This window comes from Mesorhizobium dulcispinae (genome assembly GCF_033977345.1).
GTDB classification, from domain to species: domain Bacteria; phylum Pseudomonadota; class Alphaproteobacteria; order Rhizobiales; family Rhizobiaceae; genus Mesorhizobium; species Mesorhizobium dulcispinae.
In genome coordinates this window covers 103752-118091 of sequence record NZ_JAVIIY010000006.1, presented here as the reverse complement: position 1 = coordinate 118091, position 14340 = coordinate 103752, and the positions used below count along the sequence as shown (strand labels likewise).

Sequence of the window (14340 nt, the reverse complement as noted above, 5' to 3'; positions counted from 1 at the left end):
CGCCTTCGCAAAAACTGCCAATCTCCCCCCTTGAGGGGGAGATGCCCGGCAGGACAGAGGGGGGTGCGCTTGGCACCTGCCTGCGTGTAATCCATGCACTTCGGACCGCACCTCCTCCTCGCTGCCCTGGAAGGCCTCGTCACCTCCGCCGTGCTGGCGCTGACGGCGCTTGGCCTGTCGCTGGTCTTCGGCGTCATGCGCATCGTCAATGTCGCGCATGGCGAGTTCTTCATGCTGGGCGCGGTGCTCGCCTGGGCGGTCTCGACCGCGATCGCGGGCCATCCGGCGATCGGTTTCGTCGCAGCGCTCGTGGTCGCGCCCTTGCTGGTCGGGCTGGTCGCGTTTCTTGCCGAATGGCTGGTGCTGCGCCGGCTGAACTACAATCCCGAAAGCACCATCGTCGCCACCATCGGCATGCTCTACATCATCCAGCAGCTGGCGCTCACCTTCTACGGCCCGGAAGCGCGCCCGGTCGAGTCGCCCTTCAGCTACCGCATCCTTCTGCCGTGGTTCGGCTATTCCGGCTACAAGCTGTCGGTGGTTGCGGCCTCGGCGCTGCTGCTTGTCCTGACCTGGCTCGTTCTGACGCGCACCAGGATCGGCCTGATCATGCGCGCCACCCAGTATGACCGCGAGACGGCGCTGGCCTTCGGCATTCCGGTCGAGCGCGTCTATGCCGGCGTCTTCGCCATCGGTGCCATGCTGGCGGCGATCGCCGCGGTGCTGATCGTGCCGATCAGCCAGGCGCATTACCTGATGGGGCAGGACCCGCTCCTGCTCTCCTTCATCGTCGTCATCATCGGCGGGCTGGGATCGCTGCGCGGCACGGTGGTCGCCGCCATCCTGATCGGTCTCTCCGACGGCATTATCTCGGTGTTCTTCTCGCCGACGCTGGCCAAGATCATCGCCACACTGGTGGTCGCCATGGTGCTGGTGTTCAGGCCGCAAGGGTTGTTCGGGACCACCCAGCGATGAGGAATGCTTCGCCGGCAAAAATCTACGCCCTGCATATCGGCGTCATCGCGCTTCTGTTCGCGCTGAACTTCGTCCTGCCCGACTACCATCAGGGTCTGTTCGCCCGCATCATGGCGCTGGCCGTCTTCGCCATGGGCTACAATCTGCTCTTCGGCTATGTCGGGCTGCTCAGCCTCGGCCATGCCATGTTCTTCTCGGCCGGCCTCTATGGCGCCGGGCTCGCGGTCTATCATCTGGGCTGGGGCGTGCCGGAAGCATTCGTAGCCGGAACCTTCTGTGGCGCGCTGCTTGCCTTGGTCATCGGCCTTCTGGCGCTGCGCACATCAGGTGTGGCGTTCATGATCGTCACCATGATGTTTGCGCAGGTCTTTTATCTGCTGATCCTCTATTTCGCCGCCTGGACCGGCGGCGACCAGGGCCTGGTCATCCAGCAGGCGTCGCGGGTGATCACGATTGGCGGCGCTTCGCTCGACCTGACCAATCCGACCGTGCGCTATATGAGCGCGCTGGCGCTGTTCGCGGTCGTGCTGATCGCCAAGCTTGCCGTTGTCCGCTCCCGCTTCGGTCGCGTTCTTGTCGCCATCCGCGAGAATGAGGAACGCACGAAGATGTTGGGCTACGACACGGTCGCCAACAAGCTCGCCGCCGTGGTTGTCTCGGGCGCCATCTGCGCTGCGTCCGGTGCTGCCTATGCGTTGCTGTTCGGCTATATCGGTTCCAGCTTCGCCTCGATCCAGTATTCGATCCTGCCGTTGCTCTGGGTGCTGCTCGGCGGCGCCGCAACAGCGCTCGGGCCGCTCGTCGGCACGCTGTTCATGTACTATGTCACCGACATCACCAGCGGCTTCACCTCCGCCTATCTGCTGATCGTGGGTATCGCGCTGATCTTGCTGGTGTTGTTTGCCCCGAAGGGTATTCTGGGCTCCATCCGCCAGCGCTGGCTGGAGTGGCTGCCATGATGCCGCTGCTCACCACCAAGGGGCTGTCCCGCCATTTCGGTGGCCTGCGTGCCGTCGACGGCGTCGATTTCGCGCTGATCCCGGGCGAGATCCGCGCCATCATCGGCCCCAACGGCGCCGGCAAGACTACCTTCGTCAGCCTGCTCTCGGGCCGCATCCGCCCGTCCTCCGGCATGATCGTCTTCGACGGCGCCGACATCACGACCATGCCGGCTTACAAAAGGGTTCGCCTCGGCGTCGCCTACACCTTCCAGATCACCAGCGTCTTCGCCAATCTCACGGCATTCGACAATGTCGCGCTGCCGGTGCAGCGCACGCTGACCGACGGCCGCTCGAAGGGGCAGGTGAGGACCGGCGTCATGGCGGCGCTGGAGCGGACGGGTCTCGCCGATCGGGCGGGCACGCTGGCCGCGCACCTTTCCTACGGCCATCAGCGCCTGCTCGAAGTGGCAATGGGCCTGGCGCTGAAGCCGCGCCTGCTCATCCTCGACGAGCCGACGCAAGGTCTGGCCGACAGCGAGATCGACAATTTCATCACCCTGGTGCGTGAGATCGCCAAAAGCGCCACCGTGCTGCTCATCGAGCACAACATGCCGGTCGTCATGCAGCTTGCCGACCGCATCACCGTCTTCAATTCGGGAAAGATCCTTGCCGAGGGCACGCCGGAGCAGATTCGCGCCAACGCCGAAGTCCAGGACGCCTATCTCGGAGCGACCCATGGCTGAGGCACCGAGGGCGCTCACCATTTCCGGCCTAGACTGCTTCTACGGCGAGGTCCAGGTGCTCCATGGCCTCGACCTCGTCCTCAACAAGGGCGAGGTGCTTTGCCTGTTCGGCCGCAACGGCGCCGGCAAGACGACGACGCTGAAGGCGATCATGGGGCTGGTGCCGGCGGCGGCCGGCTCGATCAGGCTGGACGGCACGGAATTGACCGGGCTCGCCGCGCACGACGTGCCGAAGGCCGGTGTCGCCTATGTGCCGCAGGGCAGGCGATTGTTTGCCGACATGAGCGTGGCGGAAAACATCGAGATCGGCCTGATGGCGCGCGGCAAGGGCAAGCAGACGCGCGAGAACGTCCTCGACCTTTTCCCGTTGCTGCGAGAGCGGCTGAAACAGCGCTCCGGCACGCTGTCCGGCGGCGAGCAGCAGATGCTGGCCATGGCGCGCGCGCTCTGCCTCGAGCCGCAGGTGCTCCTGCTCGACGAGCCAACCGAAGGCTTGATGCCATCGATGATCGCGAAAATCCGCGAGACGGTGGCGAAGCTGCGCGACCTCGGCGTTTCGACCATCCTGGTCGAGCAGCGCGTCGATGCCGTGCTCTCGGTCGCCGACCGCGTCTCATTCATCGAGAACGGCCGCAACCGCGAGACGGTCGAGGTCGAGGAATTGCGCGCGGACCCGTCGGCGGTGCGGCGCTATGTGGGCGTGGGCTGAAGCAGGCCTTGGACCTTCGCTCCGAACTCTAATGCATGTCGCCCAGAAGTGTGCGCGGTTCTGGGACAACGACATGCATCAAAAAAGGCTTAAAGCGCGTCGCCTGAATCCGTTTCAGCGCGACGCGCTTTAAGTGTCCAGCGCGCCGATCGCTTTCGCACGCACAAATGCCAGGCCGGCTATGGCGAGATCGCCAACCGCCATGCCACGGAATGCGAATGCGGCTCGCTCATTTGCGCTCTGACGACCCGGCACGTCTCCGCCGACCAAACCTGTCAGGTCGCCGGCGACGAGTTCGGGCCTCACCATCGGCTTGCTCATTGTCGCCTCTTGCGCCAAGTCGTCTATGACGACGCGATCGAAGACAGTCATGGTTTCAGGCAGCCAAGGCAGGGCCAGATCGGTCATGGTCGCGAAGGCTCCGGTCTTCAGCCATCGCGCATCCAAAAATGGAGCGGGCTCGGGTATCAAAGTGACTGTCGTCACCACTATGTCGGCCGACTCGACCGCCGCTTTGGCGGTATCGCTCGCCACTGCGGTCAGACCACGCGTCTCGGCCATCCGACAGAGCGCGTCACGATTGCCTGTGCCCCGACCAAAGGCCCGAATCTCCCGCAGCGGAAAAAGATCGGCCAGAACGTCGAGGTGACCGCGCGCCTGAACCCCGCATCCGATGAACGCGACGCACGCCGAGTCGGCCCGAGCCAGACGCCTGGCCGCCACGGCGCTCAGGCCTGCCGTGCGCTTCGCAGTCACCCAATTGCCGTCGACGACGGCAAGCGGCAGTCCCGTCTCAGCATCGAGAAGGGTGACCAGCGAGTTCAGGGTGGCAAGTCCGCGCTCGGGGTTACGCGGGTTGACCACCAGCGATTTGGTCGCCAGCACCCGGGGATCGGTCGCGACGCCGAGAGTGGCCATGATGTAGCGGTCGTCGCCCGGCAGCACCACCGCCTTCGGCGCACACCACACTTCGCCGCGCCTCTGACCGAAGATCTGTCGCTCGATCTCGTCGACCAAATCGGATGCCGAAATCGCCAGGCTATCCAGGAACCCGGCTGACAGATAGGGCAGCTTCTCGATGGTCATTGTCCTCCCGCCTAACCTCGCACCTCCTCGACAATAGCGGAAATTGCAGGCTTCGCATACGAATGCGCTATCGCCATCCGGCTCTCCATGCCGGCAGTCGCCGGCATGGAGGTCGTGACCGGGTCATCTCCCCGGCTTCTCCTTCGAAGACACAAGGGCAATGCCAACGCCGATCGTGTTTTGCTCAATGGAAGAACAAAAACCCGGCGATCAGAAAACTCGGGATCAGCACCACTCCCGACCACGCCATGTAGCCGAAGAAACCGGGCATCTTGAAGCCGCGATGCCGGGCGATCGCGAAGACCATGAAGTTCGGCGCGTTGCCGATATAGGTGTTGGCGCCCATGAACACGGCGCCCGCCGAGATCGCGGCGAGCGTCGAGGCGGCCTCGGTCATCAGGTGATGGGCATCGCCGCCGGCAAGCTCGAAGAACACCAGATAGGTCGGCGCGTTGTCGAGGAAGGATGACAGCGCGCCCGTCAGCCAGAAATAGGCCAGATTGTTCGGCTGGCCGTCTGCGGAGGTGACGAGCGACACCAGCGGCGCCAGCGCGCCGTCGTGGCCGGCTCTCAGGATCGCGATGACCGGCACGATGCAGATGAAAATGCCGGCAAACAATTTCGCCACTTCGGCGATCGGCCCCCAGCTGAAGCCGTTGGCCTCGCGGTGGCTCTTGTAGGACACGCGAAGCGACAGCCAGACCAGCGCCAGGATGATGGCGTCGCGCACAAGGTTCTGCAGTTCGAGGCCGATGCCGAGGATCGGGACGCTGATGCCCGGCTTCCAGCTCGCGGAAAGCAGGATCGCTCCGATCACCCCGGCCAGCAGCGGCAAGTTGGCGAGGCCCCGCAGGCGCACCTTCGTATCCGGCGTCGGATCCTTGATCTTGGGCGCGCCGCCTTCGCGCCGGTGCAGGACGATGTCGAGCACCAGGAAGACGATGAGCACCAGCCCGCCGGTGAACAGCGTCTCGCGCCAAAGGTTGGCTGTCGTCCAGAAGAAGTCGACGCCGCGCAGGAAGCCGACAAACAGCGGCGGGTCGCCGAGCGGCGTCAGCGAGCCGCCGATGTTGGAGACCAGGAAGATGAAGAAGATCACCACATGGGCGTTGAACGGCCGGTTGTCGTTAGCGCGCAGCATCGGCCGGATCAGGATCATCGAGGCGCCGGTGGTGCCGATGACCGAGGCCAGGATCCCGCCGACCAGCAGCAGGCCGGCATTGACCAGCGGCGTGCCGTGGATGTTGCCGGCAACCAGGATGCCGCCCGAAATCGTGTAAAGCGCGAACAGCAGGATGATGAAGGAGAGATATTCGGTGAGCAGCGTGTGCAGCACCGCTTCGCCCGCCATGGGCACGCCGAAGGCGATCGCCAGCGGCACCACCACCAGCGCCGCCCAGGCGGCGGCGATCTTACCGTAGTGATGCTCCCAGACATGATGGAACAGCAGCGGGCCGGTTGCGATGGAGAGCAGCAGCCCGGCAAAGGGCAGCGCCCACCAGAGCGACATTGCCGTGCCGGGCAACTCGTGGATTTCGGTGGCTAGCGCCTGTGCAGGAAGCAGCACCGACATGGCAAGCGCGGCAAATGGGAAAAGCCCCCTCATCCGGCCGCTTCGCGGCCACCTTCTCCCCGGCGGGGAGAAGAGGCTAGCGTTGGCGTCGGCTACCTCCTCTCCCCTCGGGGAGAGGTCGGATTGCCCCGAATTGCCCTTCGCAATTCGGCTGGCAATCCGGGTGAGGGGGCCCTTCCCCACGGCTCGGTCAGTCCGCCGAATGGTCTTCGAGCGTCACGCCGGCCTCGCGCATGAGCGCAATCATCGTGTCAAGCGAGTTGTTGAGGTCGATGCCGCGGCAGGCGTCGAGCCGCACGGTCGCCTTGAAGCCCTGCTTGACCGCGTCGAGCGCCGAATAGGCGACGCAATAATCGGTGGCGAGCCCGGCCAGGGTGACGGTGTCGATGCCTCGTTCCTTCAGATAGCCGGCGAGGCCGGTCGGCGTCGCATGATCGTTCTCGAAGAAGGCAGAATAGCTGTCGATCGCGGTCCGAAAACCCTTGCGGATCACCAGCTCGGCCTTGGTCCAGGCGAGCCCCGAATGGAAATCGGAACCGAGGCTGCCCTGGATGCAGTGGTCCGGCCAAAGCGTCTGCGGCCCGTAGGGCATCTCGATGGTCTCGAAGGGCTGTTTGCCGGGGTGGCTGGAAGCGAAGCTCGAATGGCCGGCGGGATGCCAGTCCTGCGTCAGGATCACGTGATCGGTCCGCCGGATCAGGTCGTTGACCAGCGGCACGATCTCGTCGCCGCCGGCAACGGCCAGCGCGCCGCCCGGGCAAAAATCGTTCTGCAGATCGATGACGATGAGCGCTTCGTCGGCCATGCGGCCTCCCTTCTGTCTCAGCTTGGGCTCCAGTTGACGCGACCGGACACGGAACCTTGACCAGATGGCCGGCGGCGTCAACCTCCAGAGGCATAACAAAGCCGTGGCGGCCTGTTTGTGACAGGCGTGACCGACCACTTCGCTTTGACAATCGCGGCGAAGCTGATATCATTTGCATACGAATGAATTTGCCTGACTGGGACGCCGGCAGATTCCCTCGGAAAGGCCCCTTTCTGGGAAGGCAAAGCGTGATCCGTTACGCGAAACCCACCACGGTCGACGAGGCTCTCGCTCTGCTCGGCGAGGATCGCTGGCGCATTCTTGCCGGCGGCACGGATTTCTATCCGGCGCAGGGCGCAAAGCCTTTCCGCGACCATATCCTGGACATCAACGGTCTCGCAGCGCTGTGCGGCATTGACGAGACGGACGAGCATTGGCGGATCGGCGCCCGCACCACCTGGACCGACATCCTCCGCCACCCGCTCCCCGTGGCGTTCGACGCGTTGAAGGCGGCCGCGCGCGAGGTCGGTTCGGTCCAGATCCAAAACGTCGCCTCCGTCGCGGGCAATCTCTGCAACGCCTCGCCGGCGGCCGACGGCGTGCCGGCTCTGCTGGTGCTCGACGCCGATGTCGAATTGCGGTCGGCGAAAGCCACGCGCCATCTGCCGCTCGGCGAGTTCATCCTCGGCAACCGCCGCACGGCGCTGCAGCCGGACGAGATGCTTACTGCGATCAGGGTTCCGAAGCGCTCGGCGGTCGGCACGTCGGCCTTCGTCAAGCTCGGCGCCCGGCGCTATCTGGTCATTTCGATAGCCATGGCGGCGGCTCACCTGGTGGTCGAGGACGGCGTGGTTGCAGATGCCGCTGTTGCCGTCGGCGCCTGCTCCGCTGTCGCCCGCCGTCTTGTCGGCGTCGAGGCGGCATTACGCGGCCAGCCAGTCACGGCCGCGCTCGTCGACGCAGTGTTGTCCGCGCCGATCGATGAACTGTCGCCGATCGCCGATGTGCGCGGCAGCGCCAAATACAGGCAGGATGCCGCACGCGAGATCGTCGCCCGCGCGGTGTGCGCCGCTGTCGGCCTGGGCGAAGGCAAGGTGGCGGCATGAACATGGCTCAGCCCGGCATGGCCAAACCCACTATGCAACGCACCGACATCGCCTTCGAGGTCAATGGCGCCGCCGTCAGCGTCTCGGTGCCGCCAGTGCGACGGCTATCACAGGTTTTGCGCGACGAGCTTCGACTCACCGGCACCAAGGTCGGCTGCGATGCCGGCGACTGCGGCGCTTGCACCGTGCTGGTCGACGGCAATCCTGTCTGCGCCTGCCTGATGCCGGCAGCCTCCGCGTCCGGCGCGTCCATTACCACGGTCGAGGGTCTCGCCAATGGCAGGCTCTCCGCCTTGCAGGCTTCGTTCCTCGAGCACGGCGCCGCGCAGTGCGGCATCTGCACGCCGGGCCTGCTGGTGGCGGCGACAGCGCTTCTCGAACGCAACCCGCAGCCGAGCGAGGCCGAAACGCAGGATGCGCTCGGCGGCGTGCTCTGCCGTTGCACGGGATACAGGAAGATCATCGCCGCAGTGATGGACGCCTCGCGTCGTGGCGAGGGGCTCGACCATCGCATGCCGGAGGTTGGCCATGCCGTCGGCGCTTCGCCGATCCGCCTCGACGGGCTGCCTAAGGTCACCGGCGACGAGAAGTTCGGCGGCGACAGCTTCCCGGCCGATGCGCTTGCCGTGCTCGTGGTTCGCTCACCGCACTATCATGCCCGCTTCAGCTTCGGTGACCTGCAGGCATGGGCGGACGCGCATCCCGGCGTCGCCGGCGTCTTCACCGCCGCCGATGTTCCGGGCAAGAACTGCTTTGGCGTCATCGGTCCCTTTGCCGACCAGCCAGTGCTGGCCGAAGGTTTTGTCCGCTTCCGCGGCGAGGCGGTGGCGCTGGTGGCGGGCGAGCGCGAAGCAGTCCTCGAACTCGACCTGACGGATTTTCCGATTACCTGGACGGAGCTGCCGCATGTGCTGCAGCCCGCCGAGGCGAAAGCTAACGGCGCCTCGCTGATCCATCAGCACCGGCCGGCGAACCTGCTCACCTCCGGCTTCGTCGAACGCGGCGATCCCGACGCCGCTCTCGTCGGCGCCGCCGTCACCGTGTCCGGCGCCATCGAGACCTCGTATGTCGAGCACGCTTATATCGAACCGGAAGCCGGCTACGCCTGCATGGATGGCGACACGCTGGTGATCGTTGCCTGCACCCAGGCGCCCTATATGGACCGCGACGACACGGCGAAGGTGCTTGGTCTTTCCGTCGACAAGGTGCGCATCGTGCCGACCGCTACTGGTGGCGGCTTCGGCTCGAAACTCGATGTTTCGCTGCAGCCGCTGATCGGCCTGGTGGCGATGAAGACGGGTCGGCCGGCGGCGCTTGCCTACACGCGCCATGAATCGATGATCTCGACCACCAAGCGCCATCCCGCCGAAATGCAGGCGACCATCGGCGCCAATGCCGAGGGCCGCATCACCGGCATGGTTTTTTCCGGCGATTTCAACACCGGCGCCTATGCCAGCTGGGGTCCGACGGTGGCCAACCGCGTGCCGGTGCATGCCTCCGGCCCTTATGTTACGCCGAACTACCGCGCGACCGGCTACGCCATCCACACCAACGGCCCGATCTCAGGCGCCTTTCGCGGCTTCGGCGTGCCGCAGGCCACCGTCATGCAGGAGACGCTCTATGACGAGCTCGCCGGCAAGCTCGGCATGGACAGCCTCGATTTTCGCTTGAAGAACTGCCTTCGGAACGGCTCCGAAACGGTCACCGGTCAGCGCCTCGAAACCGGCGTCGGCATCGGCGACTGCCTGGAAGCGCTTCGCCAGCACTGGTCGCGCGCGCTTGCCGAGGCCGAAGCCTTCAACGCGACCCATACGGCAAGCAAACGCGGCGTCGGCGTCGCCTCCTGCTGGTATGGTTGCGGCAACACCTCGCTGCCCAATCCCTCGACCATCAAGGTCGGCATCTCGGCCTCGGGCGACGTCGTCCTGCATCAGGGCGCCGTCGACATCGGCCAGGGCTCGAACACGGTTATCACCCAGATCTGCGCCGACGCGCTCGGCCTGCCGTTGGACAAATTCCGGTTGAGGAGCGCCGACACCGCCATCACGCCCGACGCCGGCAAGACATCCGCTTCGCGCCAGACGTTTGTCACCGGCAAGGCCGCTGAGAAGGCCGGACGCGCCCTGCGTGACAAGATCCTGCGCTTTGCCAACGTCTCGGGTCACGCGACGATCGCGCTCGACGGCGCGAGCATCTCCATCCAGGAGGGCGACGCGGCGCGGCGTGTCGACCTCGCGACCCTGAAGGTCGACGCCGACGGCCTAGTGTTCGTCGCGGAAGAAACCTACGACCCGCCGACGCTGCCGCTCGACGCCAAGGGCCAGGGCAAGCCGTATGCCGTCTATGGCTATGGCGCGCAGGTCGCCGAGCTCGAGGTCGATCTCACGCTGGGCACCGTGAAGCTGGTCAAGATCACCGCCGCGCATGACGTCGGCAAGGCGATCAACCCGGTGCTGGTCGAGGGCCAGATCGAGGGCGGCATCGCCCAGGGCATCGGCATGGCGCTGATGGAAGAATACATCCCCGGCCGCACCGAGAACCTGCACGACTATCTCATCCCGACTATCGGCGACGTGCCGCCGATCGAGCACATATTGGTAGAGGTTCCGGATCCGGAAGGACCGTTCGGCGCCAAGGGCCTGGGCGAGCATGTGCTGATCCCCACCGCGCCGGCGATCCTCAACGCCATCCGCCATGCCACCGGCGTACTGGTCACAAAGGTGCCGGCGACGCCGAGCCGCATCCTGGCGGCGATCCGCGAGAAGGAGGCGCGCCAATGAGCGAGCTTGCCGAACGTTTCGAAACCCACGATCCCGGCGAGAAGCAGGTGGCGGAGAAGATCCGCTGCGATGCCTGTCCGGTCATGTGCTACATCGCGGACGGCCGCACCGGCGCCTGCGATCGCTACGGCAATGTCGGCGGCCGCATCGTGCGCATGGACCCGCTGACCATCCTCGACCACGCGGCCGAAACCGGTGGCGCGGTCGTGCCTTTCGTCGCCGAGGGCGAGGCCTGGAACGGCGAGCTGGTCAACACCGGCCGCCGCTTTGTCACGGCAATAGGCGCCGGCACCACCTATCCGGATTATAAGCCGGCGCCCTTCATCGTCAGCCAGGAGGTCGAGGGCGTCGATCTCGTCACCGTCGTCACCGAAGGCATCTTCTCCTATTGCGGCGTCAAGGTGAAGATCGACACCGACCGCCACATCGGCGACGAAACGGCGACCGTGCGCTCCGAAGGCGAGGCGATCGGCCACGTCACCACAGGCGAATACGGCTCGCAGATGCTGTCGCTTGGTGGCGTCCATCACCTGACCGGCGGCTCGAAGGCGGAGGGACGGGCGACCTGCGACGCGCTGCTCAATCTCTGCAATAGGAAGCCCGTCGAGCTCACCATCGATGGCGGCGCGACGATCATCGTCGAGGCCGGAAAGGCGCCGGTCATCGACGGCAAGGTCGAGCACCGCATGCGCGTCGGCTGCGGCTCGGCCACCATTGGCATGTTCGCCACGCAATGGCGCGGCCTGGTGGACGAGGTGGTGGTGGTCGACGATCACATCACCGGTGTCGTCTCCGAGCATCAGGCCGGCAAGGTGCTGGGCTGGGAGGAGACCGGGATAAAGATCATCGGCCGCCGATCGACGCCGGGCCGCTATTTCAAGGTGTCGGAGCCCGGCCTCGGCTGGGGCGGCACCACGATCTCCGATCCGCTGTCGATCCTTGGCGATTGGAACGCCAAGAAGGGCGCGCGTCCCGGCCTGTCGATGCTGATGGTTTCAACCACCGGCGAGCAGTTCGCCTATTACGAGCTCGACGATCAATTGAAGCCGGTTGAAAAGCCGTTCCCGCAACGGCTGCAGAAATCCGTCGGCCTGATCGAGGACAATTGCGAGCCGGCGCTGTGCACCGTGCTGTTCATCGGCGGCGCCGGCGGCTCGCTGCGCGCCGGCGTCACCGAAAACCCTGTCAATCTCACGCGTTCGGTGCAGGGCCTGAAGACCTACGTCACCGTCGGCGGCGCGCCGGTCTATGTCTGGCCGGGCGGCGGCATCACGCTTATGGTCGACGTCACCCGCGTGCCGGAAGGCGCCTTCGGCTATGTGCCGACGCCGGCCCTGGTCGCGCCGATCGAGTTCACCATGCGCCGCGACGACTATGTCCGGCTCGGCGGCTACGCGAGCGAGATCCGCAGCGTCGAGGACATCCTTGCCAAGGGCGGCGAGTACCTCAATCCGCGCCGTGGCTCCGGCGCGCCGGTCAACAACCCCTGGCCGCCGCTGGCGCAATTGCGTCGAGCACGGGCCAACGGAGCCGAATGATGAACGGCCCGCAGGCGCATTGGCTCGCCGACGGCAGGCGGCTTCATCTCAACCATGGGCCGATCGACCTCATCGTCGAGGTCTTTGGCGAGGTGGCTGAATGCCGTGCCGCCTATGCGCAGGCCGTCGCGCGCTTCCAGACGATTTTGAACGAGCTGGTCGATGAGCTTCCCGAACTGCGTCGCCCGGCATCCTTGAAGCCGCGCGCTTTTGACGGCGCGACGGCGCGCCGCATGGAGGCTGCCGTCGTGCCGCTGGCGGAAAGCTTCATCACGCCCATGGCTGCGGTTGCCGGTTCGGTAGCCGACGAAATTCTGGCCGCAGCGCTGGCCGGGCGCCGGCTCGATCGCGCCTATGTCAACAATGGCGGCGACAGCGCCATCCATCTCGGCAAGGGCCAGTCGATGACGCTGGCGATCGCCGGCACCGGGCACGGCCTCGCCGACCGTATCACCATCCGGGCCGAAGATGGCGTGCGTGGCGTTGCCACCAGCGGCTGGCGCGGCCGATCCTTTTCGCTGGGCATCGCCGACGCGGTCACGGTGCTGGCGCGGACCGGCGCCGAGGCGGATGCCGCGGCAACGCTCATCGCCAATGCCGTCGATCTGCCTGGACATCCCGCGATCCATCGCGTGCCCGCGCGCGATCTGGCGCCCGACAGCGATCTCGGCGACCGGCCGGTGACGCAGGGCGTCGGCGCGCTCTCGCCGGGCGAGGTGGCGCGGGCGCTGGACAACGGCCTTGCCGTCGCCGAAGATTTTCGTCGGCGCGGCCTGATCGCCGCCTCGGCGTTGTTCCTGGCGGGCCAATCCCGCATCAGTGGTTCCGTGGCGCTCGCCTCGCCCAACAAGCGTAAAGCGAAGGAAACTGCCCATGCCTGAATTCCCGATCCGCAAAGTCGCGGTTCTGACCGAAGAGATTTTTCACGATGGCGGCCCCGTGGCGAAGGAGCCGCGCCGCCGCGCGGCCGCTCTCGCCGTGGTCAAGAATCCGTTCGCCGGCCGCTATGTCGAGGACCTGCAGGGCGCGATGGAGGACCTGAAGCCGCTCGGGCTTTTGCTGTCCGACAGACTGATCGCAGCGCTTGGCGGCGACGTGAAGAAGATCGACGGCTACGGCAAGGGCGCCATCGTCGGCGCGGCGGGTGAGCTGGAGCACGGCGCGTTGTGGCACGTGCCGGGCGGCTATGCCATGCGCGAGCGGCTCGGCGATGCCAAGGCGATCGTGCCGTCGGCCAAGAAGGTCGGCGCCTTCGGGGCGCGGCTCGACGTGCCGCTCGGCCACATCAACGCTGCCTATGTGCGCAGCCATTTCGATGCCATGGAAGTCGGTGTCAGCGATGGCCCGCGCCCCGACGAGATCCTGTTCTGCCTCGCCATGACCTGCGGCCCGCGTGTCCACAATCGCATGGGCGGGCTGGCGGCCGAGGATATCAAGGCATGGGACGGCTTGCGATGAGCGGCGAGGACAATCTGCTGCGGCTGGTCGAGGCCGACGAGCCGGACGAAAACAACTATCACCTGCAGAACCAGGTCGGCTTCATCCTGCGCAAGGCGCATCAGCGCCATGTCGCGATTTTTGCCTCCCACATCGCCGATCTGACGCCGCCGCAATTCGCCGCTTTAGCCAAGCTCTACGATATCGGCGAGACCTCGCAGAACCAGCTCGGCACGCTGATCGCCATGGATGCCGCCACGGTGAAAGGCGTGATCGACCGGCTGAAGGCGCGCGGCCTGGTCGAGCTTTCCAAGCACGAGGTCGACAAAAGGCGGCTGCTGGTCAACCTGACGCCGGAAGGCCGCGAGGCGATCGAGCGGCTGATCCCGCTTGCCCGAACCATCACCGAGGAGACGCTGGCGCCGCTGACGGCCAAGGAGGCCGCGACGTTCCTGCGGCTGCTGGCGAAGCTGGCCTGAAACGTTGATTTCGACAGTGTAACACCCTTAGGCGCCGGAGGGACAGCACCCCCCTCTGGCCTGCCGGCCATCTCCCCCTCAGGGGGGAGATCAGCCGTCACCTTCGCTTTCGCCAATCGCCAACGCTGCAGGAAGAGCACCAGCGACCGAGCTGCCAATCTCCCCCTT

At 65.9% G+C, this 14340-nt stretch carries 13 protein-coding genes; 10 read left to right on the top strand and 3 right to left on the bottom strand.

Features of this window, described 5'->3' with window-relative positions; all coding sequences use genetic code 11:
* The first annotated feature begins 93 nt into the window (after positions 1 to 93).
* From RFN30_RS15265 to RFN30_RS15250, 4 genes are read left to right on the top strand one after another with little or no spacing between them, the layout of a single operon-like run.
* Entirely contained in the window at positions 94 to 975 is an 882-nt protein-coding gene (locus RFN30_RS15265; protein WP_320262918.1) for a branched-chain amino acid ABC transporter permease, read from the top strand.
* Positions 972 to 1934, top strand: coding sequence for a branched-chain amino acid ABC transporter permease (locus RFN30_RS15260; protein WP_320262917.1), 963 nt, complete (start codon positions 972 to 974; stop codon positions 1932 to 1934). Before RFN30_RS15265 ends, RFN30_RS15260 begins: the two co-directional genes overlap by 4 nt.
* The gene (locus tag RFN30_RS15255) at positions 1931 to 2659 is read left to right on the top strand and encodes an ABC transporter ATP-binding protein (protein WP_320262916.1); all 729 of its coding nucleotides are present in this window, start codon (positions 1931 to 1933) and stop codon (positions 2657 to 2659) included. The genes RFN30_RS15260 and RFN30_RS15255 overlap by 4 nt, the downstream gene beginning before the upstream one ends.
* The gene (locus RFN30_RS15250; RefSeq protein ID WP_320262915.1) at positions 2652 to 3368 is read left to right on the top strand and encodes an ABC transporter ATP-binding protein; all 717 of its coding nucleotides are present in this window, start codon (positions 2652 to 2654) and stop codon (positions 3366 to 3368) included. Before RFN30_RS15255 ends, RFN30_RS15250 begins: the two co-directional genes overlap by 8 nt.
* Positions 3369 to 3497: 129 nt before the next feature.
* Here the strand turns inward: RFN30_RS15250 and RFN30_RS15245 are convergent, their stop codons facing one another.
* The 3 genes from RFN30_RS15245 to pncA all read right to left on the bottom strand — a co-directional run bounded on the left by RFN30_RS15245 (position 3498) and on the right by pncA (position 6832).
* The gene (locus tag RFN30_RS15245; protein WP_320262914.1) at positions 3498 to 4454 is read right to left on the bottom strand and encodes an ornithine cyclodeaminase family protein; all 957 of its coding nucleotides are present in this window, start codon (positions 4452 to 4454) and stop codon (positions 3498 to 3500) included.
* Positions 4455 to 4638: 184 nt separating this feature from the next.
* Entirely contained in the window at positions 4639 to 6060 is a 1422-nt protein-coding gene (locus tag RFN30_RS15240) for a sodium:proton antiporter (RefSeq protein ID WP_320262913.1), read from the bottom strand.
* Positions 6061 to 6217: 157 nt separating this feature from the next.
* Complete coding sequence (gene pncA, locus RFN30_RS15235; RefSeq protein WP_320262912.1) at positions 6218 to 6832, bottom strand: bifunctional nicotinamidase/pyrazinamidase; 615 nt, start codon at positions 6830 to 6832, stop codon at positions 6218 to 6220.
* A 248-nt stretch (positions 6833 to 7080) separates the two neighbouring features.
* Here pncA and RFN30_RS15230 point away from each other — a divergent pair, with 248 nt between their 5' ends.
* The 6 genes from RFN30_RS15230 to RFN30_RS15205 are packed head-to-tail and all read left to right on the top strand — an operon-like array spanning position 7081 to position 14172.
* Positions 7081 to 7938: an FAD binding domain-containing protein gene (locus RFN30_RS15230; protein ID WP_320262911.1), complete on the top strand. Its 858-nt coding sequence runs from the start codon at positions 7081 to 7083 to the stop codon at positions 7936 to 7938.
* Positions 7935 to 10718 (top strand): molybdopterin-dependent oxidoreductase, encoded by a 2784-nt coding sequence (locus RFN30_RS15225; protein WP_320262910.1) that lies wholly within the window; start codon positions 7935 to 7937, stop codon positions 10716 to 10718. Before RFN30_RS15230 ends, RFN30_RS15225 begins: the two co-directional genes overlap by 4 nt.
* The gene (locus RFN30_RS15220) at positions 10715 to 12256 is read left to right on the top strand and encodes a 6-hydroxynicotinate reductase (RefSeq protein ID WP_320262909.1); all 1542 of its coding nucleotides are present in this window, start codon (positions 10715 to 10717) and stop codon (positions 12254 to 12256) included. The genes RFN30_RS15225 and RFN30_RS15220 overlap by 4 nt, the downstream gene beginning before the upstream one ends.
* Positions 12256 to 13137: a UPF0280 family protein gene (locus tag RFN30_RS15215; RefSeq protein ID WP_320262908.1), complete on the top strand. Its 882-nt coding sequence runs from the start codon at positions 12256 to 12258 to the stop codon at positions 13135 to 13137. Before RFN30_RS15220 ends, RFN30_RS15215 begins: the two co-directional genes overlap by 1 nt.
* Positions 13130 to 13714, top strand: coding sequence for an amino acid synthesis family protein (locus RFN30_RS15210; protein WP_320262907.1), 585 nt, complete (start codon positions 13130 to 13132; stop codon positions 13712 to 13714). The genes RFN30_RS15215 and RFN30_RS15210 overlap by 8 nt, the downstream gene beginning before the upstream one ends.
* Positions 13711 to 14172 (top strand): MarR family winged helix-turn-helix transcriptional regulator, encoded by a 462-nt coding sequence (locus RFN30_RS15205; protein ID WP_320263137.1) that lies wholly within the window; start codon positions 13711 to 13713, stop codon positions 14170 to 14172. Before RFN30_RS15210 ends, RFN30_RS15205 begins: the two co-directional genes overlap by 4 nt.
* Positions 14173 to 14340 lie beyond the last annotated feature (168 nt).

Bases quoted from the DNA above. Each gene is read 5' to 3' on its own strand.
- RFN30_RS15205 (WP_320263137.1), top strand. From the start codon at position 13,711: ATGAGCGGCGAGGACAATCTGCTGCGGCTGGTCGAGGCCGACGAGCCG.
- pncA (WP_320262912.1), bottom strand. From the start codon at position 6,832: ATGGCCGACGAAGCGCTCATCGTCATCGATCTGCAGAACGATTTTTGC.
- RFN30_RS15240 (WP_320262913.1), bottom strand. From the start codon at position 6,060: ATGAGGGGGCTTTTCCCATTTGCCGCGCTTGCCATGTCGGTGCTGCTT.
- RFN30_RS15220 (WP_320262909.1), top strand. From the start codon at position 10,715: ATGAGCGAGCTTGCCGAACGTTTCGAAACCCACGATCCCGGCGAGAAG.
- RFN30_RS15260 (WP_320262917.1), top strand. From the start codon at position 972: ATGAGGAATGCTTCGCCGGCAAAAATCTACGCCCTGCATATCGGCGTC.
- RFN30_RS15250 (WP_320262915.1), top strand. From the start codon at position 2,652: ATGGCTGAGGCACCGAGGGCGCTCACCATTTCCGGCCTAGACTGCTTC.
- RFN30_RS15225 (WP_320262910.1), top strand. From the start codon at position 7,935: ATGAACATGGCTCAGCCCGGCATGGCCAAACCCACTATGCAACGCACC.
- RFN30_RS15210 (WP_320262907.1), top strand. From the start codon at position 13,130: ATGCCTGAATTCCCGATCCGCAAAGTCGCGGTTCTGACCGAAGAGATT.
- RFN30_RS15215 (WP_320262908.1), top strand. From the start codon at position 12,256: ATGAACGGCCCGCAGGCGCATTGGCTCGCCGACGGCAGGCGGCTTCAT.
- RFN30_RS15265 (WP_320262918.1), top strand. From the start codon at position 94: ATGCACTTCGGACCGCACCTCCTCCTCGCTGCCCTGGAAGGCCTCGTC.
- RFN30_RS15255 (WP_320262916.1), top strand. From the start codon at position 1,931: ATGATGCCGCTGCTCACCACCAAGGGGCTGTCCCGCCATTTCGGTGGC.
- RFN30_RS15245 (WP_320262914.1), bottom strand. From the start codon at position 4,454: ATGACCATCGAGAAGCTGCCCTATCTGTCAGCCGGGTTCCTGGATAGC.